The sequence below is a fragment of the Paraburkholderia sp. BCC1884 genome (genome assembly GCF_900996225.1).
Lineage (GTDB): Bacteria > Pseudomonadota > Gammaproteobacteria > Burkholderiales > Burkholderiaceae > Paraburkholderia.
On the sequence record NZ_CAAJGL010000063.1, the window covers coordinates 99,172 to 123,682 of the forward strand.

A 24,511-nucleotide genomic window follows, 5' to 3' on the forward strand; every position below is an offset into this window, starting at 1 on the left:
ACACGAATCAATCCGGGTCATCCGAATCGAAATCGAACCTGGAGAGCATCTCAGAGACCGCGGCGGTCGCTGAAGCCAGAACCCGTCGGGCGCCTCGTTCGTCAATCTTCGAGGTCTTCTTCAGATAGTCTGCAACCAGGTAGCGCGGGTCGAGTACAGGCATTGCCTCAATGGACGAGAGCACAGGAAGCTGCGAGCCCTTTTGCTCGGCAACCCGGATCTTCATCACCAGCGGCGCGTACGTCAACCGACCGATTGAAACCTTCTCAGTCCAGTAGATCAGCAGGGACTGCTTGTCACCTTCCGATGCGTCCACGACCCTAAGCTTGCCCGTACTTTCCGCAGCATTGCGGATATCCTCGCGGACCGCGTCCATCACCGCGATACGATTGCTCCCCTGGGTGCACTGCAGCTTGATGAGAAAGCGCCGGATGGGCTCAAGGCCGTCCACCTGAATGCGCAGGTGGTTGGCGTGCAGTCGGGAGGCGTAGCTGCCGGCGATCGCGAACTGAGCTCCGGCTTTTCGAAGTCCGGCGTTAGTCAGTCTCGACAGGTTCTGGACGAGATCGGCGAAGAACGGCAACCGCTCTTCGAAGAACTGATTGCGGCTGGCCCAGTGCTCATCCATTAGCACCGAGAGATGATGGGCGACTGCCACGATCGAGGCGATTTCTTTCTGGCTTGCATCGAGCAAGACATCGAGTGCCGCCGGAAGTGACGGGCGCTTCGAGATCATCGCCAGACATTCGTTGTCGAAATGCGCAGCGAGCTCCGTATCCTGGTGCAGGTTGTAGGCCTCGACGAACTGAGCGACGATCAGGGTGAACAGTTCACGCTTGCCCTTGTCCTCGAGACCGGCGAGTAAGCGCGCCGTGTTGGGCAGGGCCGCCAGGCGTTTCAATTGCGCCGCCGACGGTTCTTCCCTGCCCCGATCGCTCTGCAGGATCAAACCCAGCCGCGTGATCCGTTTAGGCGCCTTCCTCACTTCGTCGCTTGTGAAAGCGTCGCGGACCATCATAAGGTATTCACTCAGGTAATACTCGCGATACGGATAAATCACACCCTCCGACTGCAGAAGTGCGCCGGCGGCGCTCAGGTGCGTCCATTCCTCGAGAGCGGATGGCGAGTCACGTCGTGGGATGCCGATGTCGATCAGTTCTGCCTTGCAGTTCGCATGCTCCTTGAGGCTGTCGACATCGCCCGCATCATGCTCGTCGATCTCTTCATCGTCGACTTCCTGCGGCGCAGCGCTTTGAAGGTACTCCGCAAATAGCGGCGCATTTTCCTGAACGAGTTGTGTGAATTCCACCTTGAAGGTCTTCAGGGCGAGCAATAGGGCGTCGTGCACCTCGGCGAGACAGCCATACCACTCCTCAGGCGGCAAATAAGGGTTGATGACCACTTGCGTGTCCCAGTCATTCTCGCCTTTCTCGGGTGTGCCGAGGAAATAGTTGAGCGCACGACCGCCCTTCAGAAAGAAGATGACCCGTTGCTTGCCGTCTTTGTTTAGTGCGTTCGTTATGGCGCCCAGTTCGCCGATTTTTTTCGTCAACCAGGCGGAAAGCCATTTCATTTTGACCCGGTCTCCGTTGTGGAGCAGTTTGGTCAGGTCTCCACTGAGCTCCGCACGCAGGTCTTCGCCGATCTCCTCGCTCGCCTCCACGCGATAGTTGACGAGCAGCCGGAACAGATAGAAAGAATCGATCAGGTGATTCATCTTGACCGCGGCCAGGTGCTCGCCGTCGAACGCGTCGAGTGGTTTGAATCTGAAAGGCTCCGGAGTGCCAGGATCCTGAATAAAGTATCTTGAAAGCGTCTCGGTTTGCGCCTGCACCTGGTCAGAGACGGCATCATGTCCCGCTTTGCGCACTACTCGCTGGTAGGCGTTTTCCAATACCTGAAGCGGGTGGAAAGATGGCGCTTTCCACATGAACGCCTTGTCCTCCTGCCCGGGATACGGCAGCCGGACATTCTGGCGGGCGCCGAGCGCGATGAGGCCGAGCCTGGTGAGACATCCTGCCCCGTCGAGAACGGGAGCGTCCGGCTTGTCCGGCGCCTTCTGGCACGACCAGGTTTGCACGAGGTCTTCGGATTGCCTGTAAAGCGAGACGAAGTTCTGGGTCGCACCCATGTCCAGCCAGATTGCGATCGGACCTGGCTTCTGTGCGCCCGGCCCCCCTTCCCGCTCAATCTCAGGGTAGAACTTCTTCACCTGCGCCATGGCGTGCGCGCCGAACTTCACGTGTTCCGGATTGCTGGAGTAATTAACGAAGTTAGTCAACTTCTGAAAGTCTGGATACGCAGCGATGCGAGTCCATCCCTCGTTGTCCCGACGCCGATTAAAGTCGGCGATGCTGTATGGCTTCGCAGGCATGAGTGATCTCCTATCCGAGCTGGAATGACTTCTGGGAGTACTGGCTATTTCAACGTCCGGCTAAGTCTGTCCAACTCGCCCGCATGAATGGTTACCGCGTCGAGAATCAACACGCCCCCGACCGTGGGGTCCGCCCGGTTAGCGTTGAGATAACGGCTCACCGCCTCGCGGCTCGCCTGATGGTCACCCGCGATGCGTGTATCGTCGAGAATGACGAGGCCGGTCTGCAGCCACTCGAGGCACTTCGCGTACCAGGCGTTATTGAGGTCGCGGATAACCGCAGCCTCTTGATCGCCGGCGGAGCCGTTCGGGTTGTAGGGCCGGTAGAGGGGTGCCCACGACTCGCCTCGCCCCAGATGGATCGACGTGGGAGGATAGCCGGCCGCATTCATGAAGAGCGTACAGGTCAGGCATGAGGCCATTTTCTTGGTCATGTCACCCACTGCGATCTCATAGGGTTCGCAGCCAGGCCCGAGATGGTAGGCCTTGTAGATGGCTTGAATCATGCCGTGCGTATAGGCGGCGATGTCATCGGCGGCGACGTCCTCGACATAGGCCATGCCGACATTGCTGATCGAAATCGTGGTGAAGTCTGCTTCATTCAGCGCGCCGCTACCGGTTTCGTTGCGCGACACGCCTGCCTTTTCTCCCCCAATCAGGCCCCACGGCACGAAAGTGTCGCCTCCAGCGCGCTTGCGGTTTTCCCAAAGCGGGCTGTCCGCCGGCGGTAGCCAACGCGGGTGAGAACCGTAATCGGCCTGGCCGGGCTTGGGCGCACGAAAACGCGCAGACGAACGGGGCCCGACAGGGTCGGAGTCGCCCTCGGTATTCTTGTTGTCGACGAACCCCGTATAGGCGCCTCGCCCGGTATATTGCGCAACGGAAAGCGTCCGGATTCTTTCCCAAAGCGCTTTACCCTTCTCCGACAAGATGGGAGCAGACACCGTCTGCGGTGCATCCTTTCCAGCCATCGCATAGACGCCCATGATGATGGCGCCGTCGCTATAGCCGGGACTCAGTCCTGGTTTGACCTCGCCGGAACGTTTTCCGGTTTTCGTCAGATAGGCGGCGACGGCACTGTCCATCTTGCCGACCACCGATTCGAAGTGCTTCACTTTCGCCGGCTCTTTCGACGCTTCCAGCGGGTCCATGTCGAACTGGATCGGATTGCCGGAGTCCGCAATATACGACCCGGCAAACCCCAGGGTCACCGCTGTCATGATGACGTCGGCCTCCTGTTCCGGATTACCCTCGGTCGTGACGATCCCTTTGGTACGCCGAAAGTTTACGACGGGTGTGTTAAAGGACCAGACGAGGACGATATCTTCGGTCGTCTTGAACAGCGACACGAACTTCTGATCGACACCCTCATCGAGAAAAATGACGATCTTCCCCTGGTTGGGTGCGTCTGGGCCGGCCTGCTTCTGAACCTCGAGATAGACTTCCTTCACCTGTTTCATCACATAGGAACCGAACCGGGCGTGGTTTTCGTTCGCCGAGTAATTGACGAAATTGGTGAACGCAGAGAAATCGCTCAGTTCAGCGATGCGGTTCCAACCTTCCTTGAGTCTTTTCGCATTGAAGGCGGGCAAGAGTAGCGGTTTCGCAGCCATGAAAGATGCTCCTATCGCGCATTGAGCGGATCATGCTTCCTTGAGAATCGGATCGAACGTGGTGCCCGACAACACGTACTTCTTCACCACTGGCTTATCAAACGAGAGCGAGTCGAAGGACTTCCAGGTCTCGAAGGGCGTGGGGAAGGTCATGATTTCGATCTTCACGACAATCTTCGAGGCATTGACCGGTATGGCGATTTCTGCGGAAGCCAGAACCCGAAAATTGTCGGTCTTCTTGACACGGCGCTCAGCACCTTCATTCCACTCGACCGAAAACCGCGCAAGAAAGCCACCACGGTTGTCGACCAGAACGGAGCCAGCCGTGTTCTTCGTCATCTTCGGAGAGAACGGCACCAGAACGCTGGTCCAGCCGATTATTTGCAGCGTCGAGCCCGCATCGCCGGACGCGGATAGCAGGAACGGCCCTAGCGAAACAGGGTCCCCCCCCGAGTTGGCCTTGCTCAGCATCAACCTCTCGGCAGCGCTCCAGTCCGCCGTGACGTCGACAGTTCTGCCGAGGAGCAAGCCGGTTGGTATCAGCGGCAACACCCCGCGATTGCCGCTCAGCTTTCCTGTCGAACAAAAGCCGGCGTCTTGCCCTGAGAGGAACCATTCGCTTGTTTCGAACAACATCGGGTCCAGCCATGGTCTGCGCAATCCCACCAGCAGGTACTCGACGCGCACGGAATGCACCCGGTCTGCTGCCGTGTTGGTGTCGCCGTCAGCATCATTGGAACCGATGCGTAGTGCCGCATGCTCGGCGTCGCCGATCATTGCAAACGCACTCTGCGGAGTGCCGAGCGCATCGAGGTCGATGTCGATGCTCCGGAAACGTTCCGGGCCGGCCGTACTCCAGTCTTCCGGGACTGCATAAACCGGCCGCCACATGCCATGACTCCCGTCCAGATTCGCAAACTTCTCGGACTCAAAGACGGCTCTCGCCTTACTCAAGACGCCTGCCGGAAACGCGGATTCGCCATTCACCGATGCGCCGTCAAGCAGTTCCGCGTAAATCTGCTCTGTCGATCCAGCAGACGCCGAGTAACTTCGCGTAAATGTCGGCACTGGATCGACTAGCTGGCGAAACGCGAACAACGGCCTCTGATCGCCGCCGGGATCGCGCGCTGATAGCGCTTTCCGAAACGTAGCGGTATCGATCGAGACGGGAAACCGGTTGAGCTGAAGAATGGGCCGCGCAGCGTGGCTGCCCGGCACGGCCGCGCCGTCCGGTCGGGCGACGGCCTCTCCCACGGCGCTACCAAGCGCGGCTGCGATTGAGTCGAGCATCTCCATGATTGCTGCCCTCGCTTTGGATGGTCAGGCAGCCTTATTGGGCGGAGATGCCGGCGTGATGGTACTCACCCAGGCAACCACCTGTAGCCCCGGAAGCTTGAGGACGCCGTTCGAGTAAGTCGATTTGAACGTGTCACCCTTCGACTGATTTTTCTTGAACTGACCTCCCCCGCCAAATGGCCCCCAGCCCCAGCCCGTTGATTCCTTGGAAGAGTCTTCGGATTCGAAGCGAGCGGTCTCCTGTTCTGTCAATTTGATTTTGATCGCCACGTTTTTCGCCACGACAAAGGCGGTTGGGATCAACGGAAGAAGCCCACTCGCATTACCTTTCTTCGTTCCATTGGAGATCGTATGGGGCTCGTTGCCCTTCATTGACCAGTTCGACATGCTGAACAGCATGGTGTTTAGCCAGGGACGTCGAATTCGCACGACGATCAGCTCCGCGCTCAACTCGAACTCGGTGTCGCTCATACTTGCGGACTCGGTCTTGGTCGTTCCGTCGTTCGATTTTCTCCCCCACCAGAAAATACCCCCCGAGTGGCTTGAATACTCTGACGCTTTCTCGCTAGTGTTGGTCGCCAGCGACTTGCTCGATAGGGTCAATTGCGAGCCCTGGCAGGTCGGATCGCACCAGTTCGTAGGCATCGCATAGCTGGCGAACCAGAGCTGCAAGTCGGACACCTGGGAAGCCGTCATGTTCTGCTCGTTCATGGCTCTCTGAGCCTGACTGATTGCGGCGGCAACTGCGTTATTGATGCTCGTTTTGAGCGCATCTTCGGCTCTTTCGACGTTCTGCTTTCCTTCCCGTACCCATTTGTTCCAGGCCTGTTCGATTGTGTTCTGCAAGCCCGGCGCTACTGCCTGGAACTTTCTTTGATCTTCGATTTTGTCCAGATCATAGCCGTTGTAGGCCAGACGATACCCACCGATGGCGTTGACATAGGCCGTCTGATTCTGATCGTAACTAAGTGCGATGGGCGACGGTCCAAAAGTCACGGTGTCCGGTCCATCGAAGTTTGGAATCTTCGTCTGTGCGTTGAGAAACGCGTAGGCTTTGTCATAGACCACCCTCTGCGCCAGGTCTTCGCTGTTATCGGCGTTTGCGCCTCTCACGATCGTTTGATACGTAATAGAGACCTTTCTTCCGGAATCCGACCATTCGGCGGCCATGTTGGGCATCGCATCCATCATATCCGAGAACGCGAAAGCGGTTCGCAGATCCCCATTTGGTTTGATCGAGCTTCTGGCGTTGGTGTAATCAGCGGGATTAAGCACGTAGTTCTTCGTCATTTGAAGTACCGTCGTTTCCTCGTCGAAGTCACCCGCTTTGCCTCCGCCCGGAACATATGTCAATGCGTCATAGATCCGGTCGTAGAGGGTCTCCAGAATTTTCTTTTCCTGATCTGCTGTCATGTGTTTTCCTTTGCTGGCAATGAGGAGGTAAGAACGCTAATCGCGGCCGGGCGTATTCAGGTGACGATTACACTGTTGCGTGCACTCAGACATTTCGCCGTGTAGTTTCCAATCGCACCCAGCAACTTGCTGGCACTTGCCTCCGTTACCGCGGGACCGTTGAGCCTGTCCAGTTCATCCGCGAATCCGGAGAAAGCCAGCGGCAGCTTGTTGGCTTCGCCGAGTAGAGCGTCTCTTTTTCCGTCGATGGCCATGACGGCCGAGAGATCGCTGATCAATATGTCATTCGCCCGTTGTTCAGCGATGAGTTCCTGAATTTCAACATCGAGGGTCTCGATTCTGGCGTCGAATACCTTGCGCTGATTGGCGAGGTCTGAATACTTGAAACCCTCTGAGATCTCACCCATGATCTTCTTGAGCACTTCTACACCTAGACGGATCGCCTCCGCCTCCGGCTTTTTGAGGTCGATTTTCTCAAGGTCTTTCGGAATGAAATCCTTGTAAATATCGACAATGCCGCGCGCCCGAATCACATCCTGAGCCTCAATGATCTTCGCCCGGTCTGCGTCAATGGCTTTCCAGCTAGCTCTCTTTGCGACAACGGCATTACTCAGTTCAGGTTGGCGTTGCTCTTGCTGCGCCAATAGCTCCTTCGTGCGCTCAGCGAGTACGACGCCGCGAACCTCATTCGCCTTCTCTATCACCTGGGCCGCGCCGTTGCGCAACTTGGACTTCATGCCGCTGATCCGGGTCCCGAATAGCCCAGACTGTTCCTCGCGAGCCGCCTCCAACTCCTTGATGTCCGCGGGGCTGAGCTTGCCCTTCGCGATCTCTGCGTCAATCTCAGCCAACTGGCCGAATATCTCCCGGAAGTCGAGGCTCTGAGCTTGCGTCGATACGGACACCAACGCTTCGGCCATGGCCTTATCGAGGTCGAGCGCGTAACCTGATGCCCTTTTCGCCTTATCCATGATGATCATCAACTTGTCTGTCTGGAAAACGGCAAGCCGTGAAATATCCTTTGTCGACTGTGCAATCAGATGGAAGTCCGGCTCTGAATAACCTGTAGTCGGTGACACGAGTGGTGTGACATTTGACATGATGAAGCACCTCGCCGTTGATGCGATAAGGAATAGCCGTCGAGCACTTTGCGCAACCGGGACTTACAGCCCGCTCCGCTTTTTATATTCCGCCCTGGCTTCGTCGAAGACCTTCACGAGGTCGCCGGACAAATCGCCGACTGTCTTCCACGGATCGATCACACTCCGAAAGGAAGAGACGAACGTGCCCAATTTCATTCCATCCTCGATGTTCTTCCACTCCTCTTGCGAGTTCACGATCAGACTGAGTATCGAGGCCCACATGTATTCGAGGTGTCCCATCGCAGTCTCTGCGTCGAGCATCCGGGTGCCGATGTCGCTGAAATCGAGTGCGAGGGTATCAATCGCTTTCTGGAGCTTCTTCGATCCGGACACCTTGTCCTTCAAGGCCCGCACTTCCTCGATCAGTTCATTCTTTTCTTTACGGGCGGCTTCGGCCTTGGCTCCAAAGATTCCTCCGGTGATGGCCAGTCCAATGATGCCGCCTGCGGCACCCGTAAACGCCAACCCGACGTATTTGTCATAGTCTTTCTTCAGTTGCTCGATCCGCCCTTCTTTTTCCGTCACGGAGTCCTCATCCGCCTTGATCGTCTCCGCCAGTTTGTTGTCCGCCATCGTCTTCCGCTTTCTGGCGACCTGGGGCTCCAGTCCGGGCGTGTCGGTTCCCGTCGAGAGCTTGCCGCCAACCAGGATGAGACGGTAGTCGCTAACCGTTTGCTTTACCGCGGCCGTTTTCGTCTGCTGCTTCCCGGCGTCTATGCGCATCAATTCGAGGATTTCGCCGATGGACTGGGCAATCGCCCTGTCGTCCGGTCCATAGGTGATGTCCGCGGGTTTGTTGCCGGAAATACCGCCCAACGTCCCCTTCGCCCTCTCTAGCACTGGCATTTCCTTTATGTCGCCAATAATGCCTTCACCTGTCGTCACGAACTTTCTCGAGAATCCCTTTAGCTCGATGCTCTGGTTGAACACTGCTTCATGGACGCCCTCCCAGCCGAGGCCATGTTTTGAGATCTGCTGGAAAAGGTCCGTGATGTCCGCTGGCTCAAGGCCCGCTATTCCACTCGACTTGTAACCGACGTAGCCCTCAACCTCGTCCGCCTTTACCGGCAGACCTTTAGCTTTTCTGACGTACAGACTGATGTTGATCAGGTCTTCTTTGGTGAAAATTCCGCCCGGTCTTGCCACGCCCTGTTCCGTGCCAGTGAGTAGCTTCAACGCCGTCGCTGCGACATCGGTTAGTTTAATTTTCTTCTCGGGTGCCACCATCGGTTGAGACATAATCCGTTCTCCTTAGTGAAACAACGGGATACTCTTATTTACAGTCGATACGGTCGTGGCGCCCTAATATCGCAGCGCCACAACCTATGTAAAAAAAGGCGATCAAAAGATGCCACTAAGTTCCGTGGCTCTGTCCTGGACAAACTTCCAGTTGTTGACGATGACTTGAAATTCGACAACAAACGTCAAAAGTTTCCTGTTGCTATCGATACTTTCGAATTGCTCGGCGGCGCTTTCGAGAGCCGCGCCAGCCTCCCTCCACGCAAGCCAGAGATGCCCGGTGGCCATTTCGGCGTCGAGCATTACCGTGCCAAGTTGGGTGAGATGTACGAAGAGGCGGCCCATTGTGTAGGTCACCCGCTGCTTGTCGCGATAGACGTCTATTTGACTCTTTAGCGTCTGAATTGCAGTGTCGAGTGCTCTTTTCTTAGCCGCAATGCTCGCCGCGTTACGGCTGTCGGTCTGCACGGCGCGCTCATACTCCCGCTGCAGGGCCGCGATCATCGGCTCTACCGTGATTTCGTTGCCGATCCTTTCCGGATTCAAATGCTTGACGGCGAGTCGCTTCCCGGCCACAACCGGTTCGAGGACCTCGATGCCTGCACGAAAGCTCGCCAATAGATGCATGGCCTGCTCGGTGTCGCCCACCTTTTCGCGATTGATCGCCTGCAGGCTTGCCATCTGCCCGGCGAGTAGGCCCCTCTTCTGGAGGTCGTCCGGTCCGAAGCGCTCATCCGGTATATCGATGTGTGGTAGTGCGCCCGACGCATCTCCGATCGTAGTGCGGGCCCTGACGTAAGCTGGCATCGCCTGAATCGCTCTGATGAGCGATTCGCCCGAAGGGACGATCCTGTCGGCAATCAACATTAGTGCTGTCGTCTGCCGATGGATGGCCTCTTTCGCGGGTTCCCACTCATCGGCATTGCTGTGAATGCGCTCAAAAAGGCTGCGCAAATCGGCCGGTTCGAGCCCTGCGACCCCTACCGTCTCAGACCCTACGTACACCTTTACGAGCTGCAGAACGGTTGGCAGGCTCGATGCATAGGTCACGTAATCCTGGATCTTGTCGCGGTCGTCGGCCGTGAAGCGCACGCTTTCAGCGGAAGCAGCCCCGGCACCCGTGGTCTGGTCAAGTAGCGCAGTCATGATTCTCGTATTGATATCTGGCCAATTCGCGCCGCCTGTCATTGACTTCAAAGTCAAGCGGGACTTAATTTATTATTTCGGTATACGAACTATTTATGTCGTTTTTACGACAAGGATGAGTCGTCTGCTCAAACAGATGGTCAACGACCATCGGCTGTGACGGCCCTCCTTGACTCACGCCAACTGCAACGCCGACCTTGCAGCGTTCCAGAAGGCGACGCGCTTTTCCTGCCCGTCCATAGCAGGGCCGTTGATGATTCGCGTTGTAGCCGCGAAATCATCCCGATCTGCCGGGCCGTTGCATCCGTTCGTTTTCCAGAACCAGCCCGCGGAACGGACGGCGAGCTTGTCGACAGTCGCCAGCAAGTCAGGCTCAGCAACGAGGTCCAATCCGAGAGCTTTGCCACAGGCGGCGTAATTGTCCCGAAACGTAATCTGCTTTAGTCCACGTCCTCGGTATCGCCAACCATCTCCGGACGCGGGGTCGCCGTTGCCGTACCGTCCTCCGTAAGCCAGGTTGGCAATCTGCTGCTGGCGAACAAGCGGTACTTCTGCCTCGCTCTGCTGGCGTCCAAGCTTTCCGCGCTCATGCACCGGCACACGAGAAAAAATCGCGAGCGCCGAGGGCTTGTAGTTAAATGACTCGGAGAGATATCTGAAGCCACCCGATTCGTGACGAATCTGCGCGATAAATGCCGCTTGCCTTTGGGGCGTGCTGATGCCGAATTCATCCGTGGTGGCCACCAGAAGATCGAACCAGCGGCTGGCAAGCTCCTCCGACAGACCAGCGGCTCGCCGAAACGTCTGCTTGTCCATTTGCATTCCAGAATAGACGGTCGTGTAACGGATAATTTACTTAGATTGCAACCCTAACGCACACAACTATCCCTATTCCGAAACTTACTTTCCGGAATAAATTATTCGATCAGAAAAATAATACGATAGCGGAATAATAACTTTATTTTTTATTTAGATTTCTGGCACTACAATTGCGGACCATTAGCCATTAATGGCTAAAATGAAGTGCAATAAATAAAATTGGCAAAATCATCGCCTCCACCCGAATTTTGAATGGAAACTTTATACGCGGCTTTTATCAAGAACTGCGGACAGGTACGAATGTACAACAAAGCCTGCTGCAATGGGGGGGTGCATTCCGCAGGATTCGGTGGGAGTCGAGGCCAGGCTTTTGACCTGATCGGCGTCGAATTGCGAACTCAGACGGTACACATGAAAGATATGTTCAATCCGGAAAAAGTCAAGAAATTCGGGTCTATTTTTTGCGCAGCACTCGCCTTGATATTGTGTCAGCGGTTGTGCAGCTTTTTTCCTGTAAAAGCGTTCAGGCTATTCCATCGAGAAGCGGAGATCACGCGTTCATGTTGAGATAGATTTTTCCACCCATCCACTCTTCGTCTCACTCAGCCGGCAAGGCAGAGACTAGATGGGGGCAGGATGAGGCATTGAAGAAGATCGAGGCGACGTGCGTTCGGCGCTATTGATGGGAGCAAGTTCAAAGCGGTCATCGACCGGCACACTCGCTCGATCGCAGATTGTTGTCGAATTTGACGTGTCCGTGGAATGACTCTTGTTGGCGGGATAGCGCCCCCCTACTTTTGGGTCAATCTCGGTGTCGTCGTGGACCTCACCACTGGGACGGTTTTTTATGAATTCAGCTATATGCGCAGTGCTAATTTATGTTCCGGACGTACCGGCCGCACTCGATTGGTATCAGTCAGCTTTTCGCGGTTCGGAAAGGAGGCTGCTAGGCGAATTTGATTTTATCTGTCTGGACTTCAACGGCGTCAGTCTTGAGATCGTCCCTTCCGATGAAAAGTTGTCGTCGGGTGCAGCTGGCACTGTTGTCTATTGGACGGTGGAGGACTTCGACGAAACGTTAGCGCATTTGCTCGCTGTCGGCGGTACGTTATATCGAGGACCTGGCCGTATTGAGGAAGCTAAGCAAATGTGTATGGTGCGCGACCCTTGGGGGAACTGCATCGGACTGCGCGGTTGACGACACATGACGCCAGCGCGGACTTTATTAGTAAAACGTTCTTACCGTCCCGCCATTCCCCTATACCCCTCTATCGTTAATTTTTAACGCAATAGGACAAGGAGCAGGGTGCGAAGGCGAAGCGCCAGATAGCTTAGGCGAATCACCAAACGAAACCGGCTCTACTGCTTCGCATAACTGCATCTCTCCATTCGATTCGCGTTTCCCTTGTAATGGAATGGGAACTCGATGGGCATCGTAATAGTAACTGCCATCGAATCGCCTTTGACCAGACTCGTTTCAATTTATGTCATCGTAGGTTTGTAACGACAAATGGACCGGCACGCTACCGATCGTGCCGACGTAGTTTCTGATTTTATTTCACCCGGCATCCGCAGACGTCGCGACCGCGAACAACGTCACGCATAGGGTCGTGAAATAAATTTTTTATGCATTTTATAGATTATTTCAATGGTCTCGGATCAAAAAGCTAGCGAATTGTCGGCGATCCAATTCACCTTGTCGAACGTCTTAAATTAGGCTGAATTTGGTTCGACATAATTGACCTATCTTTGCGTCTTGCATTTCGTTTGCAGTGGCCACCGCTTCAAATTGCGCACATGTCTGCCCAGCCGGTTCTTGCGGCCGAGCGTGGTCGCGCGTACAGACTGTCGATTGACTCCTGTGGTTTGGTTGACCGCGTGGATTCATCTGCATCCAATGGGTATAGCCGTCAATTCAAGCCGCGCGTGGAGCAAGCCAATGATGAGCACATGGTTGCACAACCTGCCAATATGGCTAATGACTCTCATCGCCTTCGGTGCGACATTTCTCGCGGGCGCTGCGCTTCATGTCATCACCGCCAAGCTCGCTGGCAGCAAGCATGGCCGGTCATACGGGGCCATTTCCCCAGCCTTGCTTTCTCCAATCGGCATTATCTTTGGTCTCTTCATCGCATTTACTGCCGCACAAGTCTGGAACGATACGGCTCGCGCTAATGCCGCGGTAAACACGGAAGCCGGTGCGCTACGCACGATCGTTGTCATGTCTGCCGTTCTGCCGCAAGAATCACAAGTCGAATTACGCAAGCTGCTACGAGACTATATCCAGTACACGGCAACTACCGAATGGCCGCTGATGGCGAAGGGAGCCGTCACGCTCAACATCAGTCCTCCGTCGTTAAACAAGGCACTTCAGTCCACACTTTCTCTAACCGTGAATACACCCGGACAGCAGACAGCGCAGCGCGAGGTGGTGGCATCCTTGCGACAGGCACTCGAAGCTCGTCGCGAGCGGATTCTGATTAGCCGCACCGAGGTAAACGGTGTCAAGTGGGCATGCCTGATATTTCTCGGCATCTGCCTGTTGTTCGCGATCGCGTTGGTTCATTGTGGAAACCGCCTGGCATCTGCCGTAGCAATCGGTCTGTTTTCCGCTGTATTCGCAACGACCATCTTGCTCATCCTTGCTCACGACCGGCCCTTTACAGGGGAGGTCGCCCTGACGCCCGAACCGCTTCTGCAAGTCATCCCCGCAGAGCGCTGAACCCAAGGTTTAAATGATGGGTCTAGAGTCGCGGAAGCGATGCGAGACCTGGGCAAGCATAACGGCTGGAATGAGAAAATCTGGCGATGGATGAAGTAGTGGTTTCTCCATTGGTTTTGAGTCAGAGAGATTAGTTGCTATACGCCTGCGTCACCCGAAGCGAATTCAAAGAGGCCCCTCGTTGGCGGGGCCGTGAGCGACGAAATCCCCGCACTTCCGTTAGTACGTCACAGAAGTCCCACTGCCAGTAAAGCTGTGCTGAGTAGGAGCGTCATTTGCATAGTCGGAGACTGCCTGGATGATGTTGACGATCTGCTGCGGCAACCTGCCGCCGCTGACGGCGTTCATTGCAGTACGATCCATCTCAACGGCTACGGCGAGGTCTTTGATTACGAGCGTGTTCATTTCGAGTCTCCAAAGGTAATTAGTCGGTCAGGAATGTCAGAGCTTGTTTTGAGGGTGTGGCCACTCCTCGATGAGGATCAAAGCAAAGTGCTTGCCAAGCGGTGCCGCTGCGGAAATCGATTACACAACTCACTGAAAATATTGGATTTTTAATGGCGATAAGCGCGAGTCGGTAGGTAGATTTGCGCGCTGCGATCGGTGGGTCGGATCCAACTCTCCGCCTGGCGCTGTTGGCTAGATCGCGACACTTGCGGCCTGCTTACGTATCCCGTGTTGATCTCTCAAGCTGAATCCGATCAAAACCTGACGACAGTGAGTCTGTCGCGGACAATCTCGCTTTCCTGCTCGATTGTTATGGCCACCATGCTGCTGTGGCCTACAGTGGCGAAGTTGCGCTTAGGGTCCTTAGTAACGGCACTTCTGGAAATCACTTTTTTTGACGAGAACCGATTGGTGTCGCAACCAGCCCGGCAGCACGTGACGAATATCAGGGGTACTTGCCCGAGGTCTTTGCAATGTTGCAGGGGGGAACGGATACAGCGCTAATCGCGGCTTATCTCGACAAGGTTGCGACCGAGAAAATTGGGTTGGATACGAATTCGGAACACTCCAGGCGCGTCGTCGAATTATTACTCGACCGGAAAACCGAAGTCCAAAGAGTTCGGCGTCAACAAACATAAGCCTATGGGCTGTATTTCAGGTCGAGGGGCAATCGGGATCAGCGTCTCCCACGCTGGATGCTGCACTGTCGCCTGTGTTGGTAATGAGTGAATTCGCGCGCCAGAGATCTTGTATCTCATCGACTAGCTGGCCAAATGTTTGATTACAAGATCCACGAACGCCCGTAGACGATTTAACCGCCGGAGATCACGGTGGTAGCCCACCCAGATCTCGCGAGGCGGTGGATCTTCACTCAGGTCGAGCCGACGAATACTATCAATCTGATCCCCAACCGGTCGCGGCAGTACAGCAATGCCCAAACCTTTCCCACACATCTGGGCGTGGACGTTGCGGTTGTTCGAACGCAATACGACGTCAGCGTTTGGAAAACGATTTTGTAGCCAGTCGATATCAGGAAAGCTACCGGTCGACGTATCCATTGCGATCAAACGATTCCCCGTGCCGTCGCCTTCAATTGGATCGGCGCTTGCGTGAGTCACGTAGGCGCCATATTGCATTTGGGTCAACCGTCTTTGCACGATATCCGGCCCTTCGAATGGAACAATACGAAAGGCAACGTCCGCTTCACGCTGCGCGAGGTTGAATAGACGCGTGCCCGTAAGAATCTCGATCTCAACATGCGGATACTCGCGCGAGTATTCAGTGATCACAGCCGGCAGAACATAGGCGCCAAACCAGTCGGCCGATGACACCCTGAGCGTTCCTTCCAGCTTTTGCTGTTCGCCAGCCAACCGCCGCTCCATGGTCAGCGCACTGTCCTCCATCTGCTCGGCGAGCGGCAGAATCCCTGTGCCTTCCTCCGTCAGCACGAAGCCTTCCGCCGTTCGCTGAAAGAGCACCTGTCCCGTGGCATCTTCAAGCGCGCGAAGCCGTCGCCCAATTGTCGGGTGACTGAGGTTCAAGAGCCGCGCAGCAGCACCGAGCGTTCCAGTGCGCGCTATTGCAAGGAAGATCCGGACATCGCTCCACTCCATACGTCACACCCACAAAAATGAACGACAGAAGTTCATTATATTCGATTGCCGAACAATAGTGATTGCCCGAAACTTCGCTCAGTCCCACATCGCGCCGCCCTCGTGGCTAACTAAATAGCGTTCCAGATTTCGAGTCAGGAACAACTGCGGAGAAACTAGCAAAAAGGAGATTGTCATGTCGGACGCTATATCGCCGACCGTCTACGTTACCTACAAGGGGGCATTAGGCGACCGTTTTGATCGAAGCTATTACGTTGAACATCACCTGCCGCTCGTGATGCAGGCTTGGCGACGCTACGGCCTTGAGAGCATCGCGGCTTTCTTTCCGCCGGTGACGCATGTTGGCACCGTCGTGATCTGTGAATGCCGTTTTCGGGACGCAGCAGCAATCGAAACTGCCTTCGGCTCGCCAGAAACCCAGGATGTCATGTCCGACGTGCCGAATTTCACCGATCTTGCACCAGCACGCTTGCGCATTACTCCGCTCTGAGCGGTTCGCTCGATAACGGCGCCAGGCGCCTCTCACTTGCAAAAACTGGAGAAAGAATTTGACCTTCTGGAAAAACGCCGCCCCCCGTACCGTGCGTCGCGGGCATATGTGGATTTCGGGCGACCGTATCGAACGGGACGCAGAGACCTATCAGTGCGGCCCGCTTTTTGTCGAGTGGGAAGCACCGGAGCAGGTCTCGCGTCCCTGGCCGATCGTGCTGGTCCATGGCGGCGGCTATCAGGGAACCGAGTGGTTTGATACGCCGGACGGCCGTCCTGGCTGGGCGCAACGTCTGGTCGAAGCGGGCTACGCAGTTCTCGTTGTCGATCGTCCAGGACAAGGACGATCGCCGTACCACGTCGAGACGATGGGGCCGATGGGTCCCGGCTTCTCTTATGAACACGGCCGTCAAATCTATTTCCCTTTGGAGTATGAAGGCCAGCACACTCAATGGCCGTTTGCCCGGGACGACGAGGCAGCGATGGACGAGTTCATTGCGGGCTATGGGCCGCTTCCCGCAGACCTTGCGTTTTCCGAGGACATGGAGGCGGACAGGATCGCAAAACTGCTGGACAGGATTGGCCCGGCGATCCTCCTGACGCACTCAGCGTCGGGACCGGTTGGCTGGCTCGTCGCAGACCGCCGGCCGGGGTTGGTTAAGGGGATCGTTGCCGTTGAACCGATGGGCCCCCCGTTCGCACATATTCCCAATATCGGGTCGCTTACGTGGGGTCTCGCGGCCGCGCCGCTGAACTGGGAGCCGCCCGTCGCCTCGCCAGAAGAGTTGCGCTTCGCCGCGCCTGGCAAACATCGTCTGCCTGCGCTTGCCGGTTTGCCGATCGTCGCCGTCACGGCTGAAGCCTCTGCCTTCGCTGCTGCCAGCCGGCCGGCCATCGAGCAACTCAAGGCGGCTGGAAGCCACGCTGAACTGCTCCACCTTCCCGACCATGGCGTGTTCGGCAACGGCCACGGACTCATCTACGAGAAGAACTCCGATGACGCATTGGTGCCGGTGTTGAACTGGCTTATCGAAAACACCGAATCGCTCAATGAGCGACAGGAATCAAAGTGAAAAAGACCTGGTCAATAACCGGCTGCTCCAGCGGGCAGGGCCAACATCTCGCTCAGGCTATAGCTGCGAGAGGCGACCGCCTGGTGGCAACGGCTCGCAATCTGGCCGGCGCTTGCTCTTTTAACAGGGAAATCAAATGCAGATTGGAATCATTGGTTTAGGGGCAATGGGTCGGGAGATCGCCCGGAATCTGGTCGCTGCCGGTCATAGCGTCACCGCCTGGAATCGTTCAGGCGGGAGTGTCGAAGGTGTGCGTATGGCACAGACGCCTGTCCACGCATTGCAGGCGGACATGGCGTTGACTATGCTGTCTGACGACCTGGCAATCCGCGAGATCCTGCTTGATACGAACTTGCTGTCCCAGGCACGGTCCGGCCTGGTGCATGTCGTGTCATCGACGATCTCCGTGGCGTTCGCACGGGAACTGATGGAGATCCATCGCGCGGCAGGCGTCGCCTATTTGTCGGCGCCAGTACTCGGGCGGCCGGATGTCGCTGCCAAGGGCGAACTCAACGTGCTCGTGGCAGGCGCGCCCGCCGCGCTGGAAAAAGTGAAACCAGCGCTGGAAGCCATCAGCAAACAGATTTGGGACATGGGCGACGAGCCGCCGACGGCCAATGCCGCCAAGATTGCCTGCAACATGATGATTACGATGGCCATCGAGGCTATGGCCGAAGCTGTGGTTTTAACCGAGGCCGAGGGACTTTCGAGAGAATGCTTTTTCGAATTGATACTCGGTACATTGTTCGGCTGCCGTCCCTATCAGAGCTATTCGGGGAACATTATCCGGAACGAATATCACCCTGGCTTCAAGGCGACGCTTGGCCTCAAGGATCTTCGTCTGGCAAAGGATGCCACGGCCGATGCTGCCCGCGCGCTGCCGATGCTCGATGCTGTTCATAGGCGGATGCAGGACACCGTGGCTGCTGGTTTAGGCGAGCATGACTGGTCGGCAATGGCGAAGTTCACGCTAGGTCAGGGCTAGCGGGATGGATCGGGATATCTTTGAGAGCGGAAGCTGTTTGCGATGCCTGCTACCGTCAGCGCAAGTGCAACATGCTGGCACGAAGCAGTCCCGCTTATTTGCCGAAGGCGACGATTACGTTGGCGTATCGTCGCGCCAAAGCCTGGATCGATCAGGCATGTGGAGGCCCCATTCTCGCCCTAGAATCCGGTAGGCCTTTCGTTAAGAGGTGCCCAGAAAAGCGGATCTGATCGGCCGCTTCCCGGATGGGCGACCGGCGCGTATGGGCCGCGCTATTCCTACCGCATGAGACGCAGCTCGGCCAAGTTCGTCCGGTCGACATCAATGCCGAGATCGCTGTTGTCGTTTGAGCTTGTAGCCATCGACCTGGTGAACAATGCGAACCTCGAGCCTGGGTATGCAGAGAGCTCACTCACGCGGCGTGTACCTACGCTGATTCACGGCAATTTTGCTTTGTCCGAATCGTCGGCAATAACTGAATGTCTCGACGAGGGTTTTTCGGGCATCTTGTTATACCCAAAAGATGCGATCAGTCGCGCGCGCACCCCAAGTTCAAGCGTGGCTGCGAAGCGATCTCATGCCCATCCGGCAAGAGCGCTCCACTGAGGTGTATTTTACGGCGCGCCCGCGGCGCCCCTATCTGCTGCGGCACGTACGGCTGCAGAAAAACTGTTGTCTGCTTGTGAGATATTACTTACCGACCACTCACCAAACCTCTTTGGCGAGTGGTGCATCGCAGATGTCGACCTTGCTCTAATGCTGAACCGGCTCGTCCTGAATGGCTCTCCCCTGTGAAAGCCTCGAACCTGCAGCAGGTGCTTCTTTGTTGGTGTTCACGCCGGTGTTTTAGCTAATGGGCACACGGCTGGGCGCGCTCGCTGAGTGTCCATTTTTTGAAAATGCGACCGTCCCCGGTAGGGGTCGTGTGCTGCCGATCACTGCCCTGTGAGGTTCGGCGCCTGTATGCCGCAACATAAGGTAGTAACCGGATGAATAGCAGCCGTCCAGAAAATTCAATCCACTCGCCTTCACGGCGCGTCGCCCATCCGCTTGCGCATTGCCATGCAATGATTCACGAGATTCTCCTGCGTCAGAACATAGCGTTTCAGCGGCGTGTCGATCTCGTAGAAATAGATGCTCGCAATGAAACCGTACAAGCCCGCATCTGCGCTTGATGGCTCTGCACCGAAGATGAATGGGCCTTCACCGAGCAAGTGCGCGATCGCGCGCAAGTCCGCCAGCCCGCGCGCGTATGCGGCCTCCGGTTCATAACGGCCGATGCCCTGATAGCGATATCGCTCGAAGTTGTAGCGACGCGCGTCCTCAAGCACATTAGCGGTGAGCTCTGGGTGTTGAGCGAGCAACGCATCCCGGAAAATGGGCCAGAAGCGGTCGTCGCGCCATCGTGAATACGACATGACCCAATACAGGTCGTCCAGCGTGCGCCGCAACAGCAAATCCATCGATTGTTGTTCCGCGCTGAACGCGTCGTCCAGCTTCAATTCATAGCGATGTTTCAGATGCGCAATGATCGCATCGCTGTCACCGATAATGTCGCCGTCGTCATCGAGATACGGCAGTTGCCCCCGCGGCGCAACGCTCGTGTCGAGTACATGCCGATGCTCGAACGGCAGTCCGTTCATGTTCAGAAATGCGAACACCTTTAGCCCATAAGGATTGTTGTCCTCGAGACCGAAAAGCTGTGGATATGAGTAAAGTGTGATCATGTCGCTTCCTGACGCTTGCGCATGGCGAACGTTTTCGATGGAGGGCCTACGGCGAAAAGCTTAGCGCGTACAGTCGAACATTGGGAAGTGAAACCTTGCCGGAATTGGCGGTGACCGCTCTTCTGCCATTTGCACAGAATATCTGGACCGCGTCGGCCCCGCATTCTTTCGTCGGTCTATATGTCGACACGCGCTTGACAGTCATCCGGCTGTCCTAAGGTAGGCTGTTGTTGCATTCACCGATCCCGTTGAGCATCGAAGTACGGTCAGCAATTGAGGCCTTGGGGCCCGTCGCGCATTTCGTTTGTCTGAACCTTTTTCATCATATGTATGCTGCGGAAACTGCGGCCGCTTATCCGCAGGCGATGCTGCACGGCCCGGCGGCCTTGCAACGCAAGCGAAAAGATTTTCGCTTCGGAGCGGTGCTGACGGACGAACCTCATCCGGACTGGCGCGGCGACTTGGAACTGCTGACGATCGAAGGCTGTATGCTCGGCGAGACGGTGTTCTGTCATCCTGCCACGCGCACGCTGATCGCCTGCGATCTGGTGGAGAACTTTCACCAGTCGCCTCACTGGCTGACCCGCAACTACCTACGCCTGGGCGGGATCCTCGGCCGTGTCAGCTGGCATCCGCTACTGCGTATGGCGTATCGGGACCGCAAATGCGCACGCGCCTGCGTCGACACTTTGCTCAGGTGGCCGTTCGAACCCGTCGTGCTTGCGCATGGCGATCTCTTGATGGATAACGCTCACGCCTTGGTCCGTGAGGGCATGGCATGGCTGTAATTGTGCATCGCACGAAGGCGGACGTGCGCGGTTACTACCTGTAAATGCCGACGACCCCGACGACAAAATGCGCGTGGCGAACGTCCGCAGCCTGACTGGAAGCCGTGCGAGTACTACCGGCCAACAGGCGTCATTCGGGCGATAAGTCACCAAGGACATCCAGTTAGCTGGTGTAATTCAAAAGCGGCCGTCTGGAAACGTACGCGAAGCTTTGCCCTAATAGACGTTCTTTGCTTATGCGGAGTATGGGCGTATCTCTGCTCTCGCGCACGTACATGTGGGCGTGGCCTTTGTTTGTATTGGACGCGAACGTCGCCGAAGAGCGGTCCCCAAAAATGGGGCCGTTTTAACTGCGCCATTCGTTGATGGCGCAGAGCGTCGTCTCGGTAACAATGCGAAATTAGCGCACCAACAACGACAATGCGCAGCCGGTTCCAAAAGCAGCAGCCAAGATTTCCCCCAATTTTCGGCTTGCCGCAACGGCTAGGCGCATGGCTATTCCGTGCAATCGCGACAGGTAGCCGGGCGAGCGATGACTCTTTCGGTCGCATCGGGATGAGGTTGCGAGGAACGGAACATGGCCCGACAGTTGGTGAACTGCTACGTCGCGAGATCGGCCGTTTCTCTGATCGCTCGGGCGTGTGCGCGAACCGGTGGCAGCGAGATGGTGAACGTGGCGCCCACATCGGCGTTATTCGAGGCCCAGATTCGGCCGCCGTGTGCCTTCATAATAGAACTGCAAATGGTCAGCCCCATGCCCATTCCTGTGCTTCTCGTTGTGAAGAACGCCTCGAAGAGCCGAGGCATGTTCTCCTCGCTGATTCCGGTTCCGTTGTCCCGGACTGCTAGCGCTACGCTGCCATCGGGCTCAATACTTGATGTCACCGTCAATTCGCGTTTTTCTTGACTGGCCGCCATCGACTGCGCGCCGTTAAGGATGAGATTGATCAGCACCTGCTGAAGTTCGACGCGGTCGGCGAGCACATCGGGGAGATCGGTTGTCAGTTCTAACTTTAGCGACGCGTTACGATCTTCGAGCTCATCACGAATTACTGTCGCTACCTCGTCGACCAGGTCATTGACCGACACGGCTTCTGGTTCGGTCGGCGCCTCATTCATCAGTCGAAGAATGCGTTGAACAATCGCTGCTGCGCGATGTGCTCCTTTGGCCATTTTCGTCACGCATGCCGCAACCTCCTCAATGTCAGGTGGCTGTTGGTTCAGCCACCGCAAACATGCTTCGCCGCTGACCGAAATGGAGGTGAGTGGCTGCCCCATCTCATGTGCGATGGACGCACTTAATTCGCCGAGTGCTGACAGGCGACTGGCCCGGGATAGTATGTGCTGCGCCTGGTGCAGCAGCACTTCGGTCCTCCGCGTTTCCGTGACGTCCATCACTGCACCAATAAACTGGCGGCCTTTCGCTAACCCGGGTATTCGATTTGCGACTATATGCAAGTATTTGACTCGCCCATCGGGGAAAAGCAGTCGATGCTCAAGGTCAACGTGGGCGGTCCAGTTATTGACCGGGCACAGCATTCTCTCGAATACAGACAGGTCTTCTGGATGCACCAGTTCGCGGACCGTCTGGAGGTCCGGTGCGAAGGCCGGGTCGCGCTCGAAGATTGCAAAGGCCTGTTCCGACCAGAAAATTTCCCCGGTTTCCACATTCCACCCAAAACCGCCGGTCTGGCTCAACTTCTCGACCTCGGCAAGATACAAAGCCTGGCTATTTTGATGCAGATATTCCGTGTCTTTTTGAGTGATGTCGTTGCTGCCATTCGTACTGTTTTTCTCACGCATCATGTCGAATTTCTGCGTCTGCTCCCCCCGCGTAAGCACGACCTGCCGGATACATTCGGCTAGCAAGACTACCGTGATGGACAAGGCCAGAAATGGGACGAGCGGAAGGAGGTCATGAACTTTCTCAATCTGACGGCCGTATGAGGTCTGCGTGAAGTACAACTCCAGCAGCAAGGTGCCCATTATCGAAAAAATGATCAACGGTCTGAAGGGATCCGCCAGAGAGACCGTCACGACGGCAATCAGCACCCAGAACCCAGCTTCAGGGATTCGCGTATGCGATTCGAAACAGACCGCCACGATGGTCCCTAGCACGATGCATCCTCTAGTCCAAGGCCTCACGATATTGCTCCAATCGCTGCTTTCGCCTGCAAGGGATAGACGTCAATCTCCGCCCCGTTACCAGAATATCTCGTAGGGCGGATGGGGCACCGCGTATCAAATCGTCTCACGCGTTGCGATAGACAAACCTTCGGTTTCCATACCGTATGCCGATCGCCCAGTCCTGGTCGCTAAAACAAGCATGAGAGAAATGGCCGACGATGCAACGATATAGGCGGCCGGTATCATCCTGTTGCCAGTCCAGGAAATTAATGTGGTGACCGTAAGCGGAGTCATACCTCCAAACAACGTCACGGCGAGGTTATAAGACACAGTCACTCCGAGGGTTCGCACTTTCGCAGGGAAAATTGTCGCGAGCATTCCTGGATGTGGTCCACCGAGAGCCGACTGGAATACCGCTGCCACCAACTGCATGGCTACTAATCGGTGAATGGAGGGTGCGGAAACAATAAACCAGAACATCGGAAATGCGCAGAGAGCCCAAGTGGCTGTAGTGGCGAAAAACAGTCGATAGGCCCCGACCCGGTCAGCTAAGGCGCCGAACACCGGAAACAGGACAAAAAGAATGCCTTGGCCCAGAACTGTACCGAACAACGCCGCCGTCAGCGAGAGGTGGAGTTGACGCTCAACATAGACGGGCAGGTACACGTTCCAAAGGTAATTGGAGGCGACCGCAATAATCATGATGCCCATACCGCAAGCAGCCGCGTCACCCTGATAACGCACGAAGTTTCTGGCGCGCTCCCATAGGTGCTGTTGCAAGCGCTGTGAGGAGATTCGTGTGCGTTCGAACTGAGGCGGTTCCGGAACACAACGTTTGATTAATAATCCTGCTGGGCCAACTATTGCCCCTAGCAGAAAGGGGACACGCCATCCCCAACTGTCAAGCGCTTCAACGGAAAGATGTGTAGTTAGCCAGTAACTGCAACCCGCTGAAAGTAACGCCGACAGTGCCTGTCCAGACACGTTAAAGCTACCGTAGAACATCTTCCGACCCACGGGTGCGCTCTCAACCACGATGACGGACGACACGCCAAACTGCGCCCCGATTGCGAGTCCCTGTAGCAGCCGGGCAAGCAACACCAGGAGTGGAGAAGCCAGGCCAATCTGGCTGTAGCTGGGCGCAAGTCCAAGCAATAAAGACCCGGTTCCCATCATAAACATGACAAGCGACAGCACGCGTGCGCGTCCAACTCGGTCCGCGTATAAACTCAATGCGATGCCGCCGAGCGGCCGGATCACGAAGCCGAGTGCGAATGTAGCAAAGGTCAACGCTAGTGAAATCGTCGAGTTATGTGCGGGGAAAAATACGCGGGCAATCGTCTTTGAGAGAAAGACGTAAGCCAGGAAGTCGAACCATTCAAAGCTGTTTCCTATCAAACACGCAGCAAATGCGCGGTAACCCAGCAACGGACGGGATCCGGCTCCAGTCGTGACCTCAGCTTGCTGAGACAGCGAATTGTGGCGGTCGACCCACATT

21 protein-coding genes and 1 pseudogene are annotated in these 24,511 nt (G+C 56.2%); 9 read left to right on the top strand and 13 right to left on the bottom strand.

Features of this window, described 5'->3' with window-relative positions:
• Positions 1–7 precede the first annotated feature (7 nt).
• The 8 genes from FQ705_RS05020 to FQ705_RS05055 form a co-directional block, all read right to left on the bottom strand.
• Entirely contained in the window at positions 8–2,374 is a 2,367-nt protein-coding gene (locus tag FQ705_RS05020) for a hypothetical protein (protein WP_144138310.1), read from the bottom strand.
• Between the two features lie 44 nt (positions 2,375–2,418).
• Complete coding sequence (locus FQ705_RS05025; RefSeq protein WP_144138311.1) at positions 2,419–3,987, bottom strand: hypothetical protein; 1,569 nt, start codon at positions 3,985–3,987, stop codon at positions 2,419–2,421.
• A 30-nt stretch (positions 3,988–4,017) separates the two neighbouring features.
• The gene (locus FQ705_RS05030; protein WP_144138312.1) at positions 4,018–5,283 is read right to left on the bottom strand and encodes a hypothetical protein; all 1,266 of its coding nucleotides are present in this window, start codon (positions 5,281–5,283) and stop codon (positions 4,018–4,020) included.
• A gap of 24 nt (positions 5,284–5,307) precedes the next feature.
• Entirely contained in the window at positions 5,308–6,696 is a 1,389-nt protein-coding gene (locus tag FQ705_RS05035; protein WP_144138313.1) for a hypothetical protein, read from the bottom strand.
• 56 nt (positions 6,697–6,752) lie between these two features.
• Positions 6,753–7,796 carry an alpha-xenorhabdolysin family binary toxin subunit B gene (locus FQ705_RS05040; RefSeq protein WP_144138314.1) on the bottom strand — a complete coding sequence of 348 codons (1,044 nt, stop codon included), beginning with the start codon at positions 7,794–7,796 and terminating at the stop codon, positions 6,753–6,755.
• A gap of 63 nt (positions 7,797–7,859) precedes the next feature.
• Positions 7,860–9,077, bottom strand: a complete 1,218-nt coding sequence (locus tag FQ705_RS05045) for an alpha-xenorhabdolysin family binary toxin subunit A (RefSeq protein ID WP_144138315.1) — start codon at positions 9,075–9,077, stop codon at positions 7,860–7,862.
• Positions 9,078–9,179: 102 nt separating this feature from the next.
• The gene (locus tag FQ705_RS05050; RefSeq protein WP_144138316.1) at positions 9,180–10,223 is read right to left on the bottom strand and encodes a hypothetical protein; all 1,044 of its coding nucleotides are present in this window, start codon (positions 10,221–10,223) and stop codon (positions 9,180–9,182) included.
• 174 nt (positions 10,224–10,397) lie between these two features.
• A complete protein-coding gene (locus FQ705_RS05055; protein WP_144138317.1) occupies positions 10,398–11,039 on the bottom strand; it encodes a glycoside hydrolase family 19 protein in 642 nt (213 codons plus the stop codon).
• A 255-nt stretch (positions 11,040–11,294) separates the two neighbouring features.
• On the opposite strand from FQ705_RS05055, the gene FQ705_RS05060 reads away from it, so the two are divergent.
• The 3 genes from FQ705_RS05060 (at position 11,295) to FQ705_RS05075 (ending at position 13,764) form a co-directional block, all read left to right on the top strand.
• The gene (locus FQ705_RS05060; RefSeq protein ID WP_144138318.1) at positions 11,295–11,609 is read left to right on the top strand and encodes a hypothetical protein; all 315 of its coding nucleotides are present in this window, start codon (positions 11,295–11,297) and stop codon (positions 11,607–11,609) included.
• A 280-nt stretch (positions 11,610–11,889) separates the two neighbouring features.
• Positions 11,890–12,240 (top strand): VOC family protein, encoded by a 351-nt coding sequence (locus FQ705_RS05065; protein WP_144138319.1) that lies wholly within the window; start codon positions 11,890–11,892, stop codon positions 12,238–12,240.
• 741 nt (positions 12,241–12,981) lie between these two features.
• On the top strand, positions 12,982–13,764 hold the full coding sequence (locus FQ705_RS05075) for a DUF4239 domain-containing protein (protein ID WP_144138320.1): 783 nt from the start codon (positions 12,982–12,984) through the stop codon (positions 13,762–13,764).
• A 219-nt stretch (positions 13,765–13,983) separates the two neighbouring features.
• On the opposite strand, the gene FQ705_RS05080 is transcribed toward FQ705_RS05075, so the two are convergent.
• Together FQ705_RS05080 and FQ705_RS05085 are read right to left on the bottom strand one after the other, a co-directional pair.
• On the bottom strand, positions 13,984–14,169 hold the full coding sequence (locus FQ705_RS05080) for a hypothetical protein (protein ID WP_144138321.1): 186 nt from the start codon (positions 14,167–14,169) through the stop codon (positions 13,984–13,986).
• Positions 14,170–14,972: 803 nt separating this feature from the next.
• Positions 14,973–15,824: a LysR family transcriptional regulator gene (locus FQ705_RS05085; protein WP_144138322.1), complete on the bottom strand. Its 852-nt coding sequence runs from the start codon at positions 15,822–15,824 to the stop codon at positions 14,973–14,975.
• A gap of 175 nt (positions 15,825–15,999) precedes the next feature.
• On the opposite strand from FQ705_RS05085, the gene FQ705_RS05090 reads away from it, so the two are divergent.
• The 5 genes and pseudogenes from FQ705_RS05090 (at position 16,000) to FQ705_RS34410 (ending at position 19,166) form a co-directional block, all read left to right on the top strand.
• Entirely contained in the window at positions 16,000–16,314 is a 315-nt protein-coding gene (locus tag FQ705_RS05090) for an EthD family reductase (RefSeq protein ID WP_144138323.1), read from the top strand.
• A 58-nt stretch (positions 16,315–16,372) separates the two neighbouring features.
• Positions 16,373–17,386: an alpha/beta hydrolase gene (locus FQ705_RS05095; RefSeq protein WP_186307793.1), complete on the top strand. Its 1,014-nt coding sequence runs from the start codon at positions 16,373–16,375 to the stop codon at positions 17,384–17,386.
• A gap of 136 nt (positions 17,387–17,522) precedes the next feature.
• Entirely contained in the window at positions 17,523–18,371 is an 849-nt protein-coding gene (locus FQ705_RS05105) for an NAD(P)-dependent oxidoreductase (RefSeq protein ID WP_144138324.1), read from the top strand.
• 324 nt (positions 18,372–18,695) lie between these two features.
• The gene (locus tag FQ705_RS34405) at positions 18,696–18,977 is read left to right on the top strand and encodes a glutathione S-transferase N-terminal domain-containing protein (protein ID WP_260854395.1); all 282 of its coding nucleotides are present in this window, start codon (positions 18,696–18,698) and stop codon (positions 18,975–18,977) included.
• A pseudogene (locus FQ705_RS34410) lies at positions 18,949–19,166 on the top strand (hypothetical protein). The gene FQ705_RS34405 and the pseudogene FQ705_RS34410 overlap by 29 nt, the downstream one beginning before the upstream one ends.
• Positions 19,167–19,399: 233 nt before the next feature.
• Here the strand turns inward: FQ705_RS34410 and FQ705_RS05115 are convergent.
• Positions 19,400–20,098, bottom strand: coding sequence for a glutathione S-transferase C-terminal domain-containing protein (locus tag FQ705_RS05115; RefSeq protein ID WP_144138325.1), 699 nt, complete (start codon positions 20,096–20,098; stop codon positions 19,400–19,402).
• A gap of 248 nt (positions 20,099–20,346) precedes the next feature.
• On the opposite strand from FQ705_RS05115, the gene FQ705_RS05120 reads away from it, so the two are divergent.
• Positions 20,347–20,886: a hypothetical protein gene (locus FQ705_RS05120; RefSeq protein WP_222105627.1), complete on the top strand. Its 540-nt coding sequence runs from the start codon at positions 20,347–20,349 to the stop codon at positions 20,884–20,886.
• Positions 20,887–21,486: 600 nt separating this feature from the next.
• On the opposite strand, the gene FQ705_RS05125 is transcribed toward FQ705_RS05120, so the two are convergent.
• Positions 21,487–23,004, bottom strand: coding sequence for a sensor histidine kinase (locus tag FQ705_RS05125; RefSeq protein ID WP_144138326.1), 1,518 nt, complete (start codon positions 23,002–23,004; stop codon positions 21,487–21,489).
• A 123-nt stretch (positions 23,005–23,127) separates the two neighbouring features.
• Positions 23,128–24,510: an MFS transporter gene (locus tag FQ705_RS05130; protein WP_144138327.1), complete on the bottom strand. Its 1,383-nt coding sequence runs from the start codon at positions 24,508–24,510 to the stop codon at positions 23,128–23,130.
• Position 24,511 lies beyond the last annotated feature (1 nt).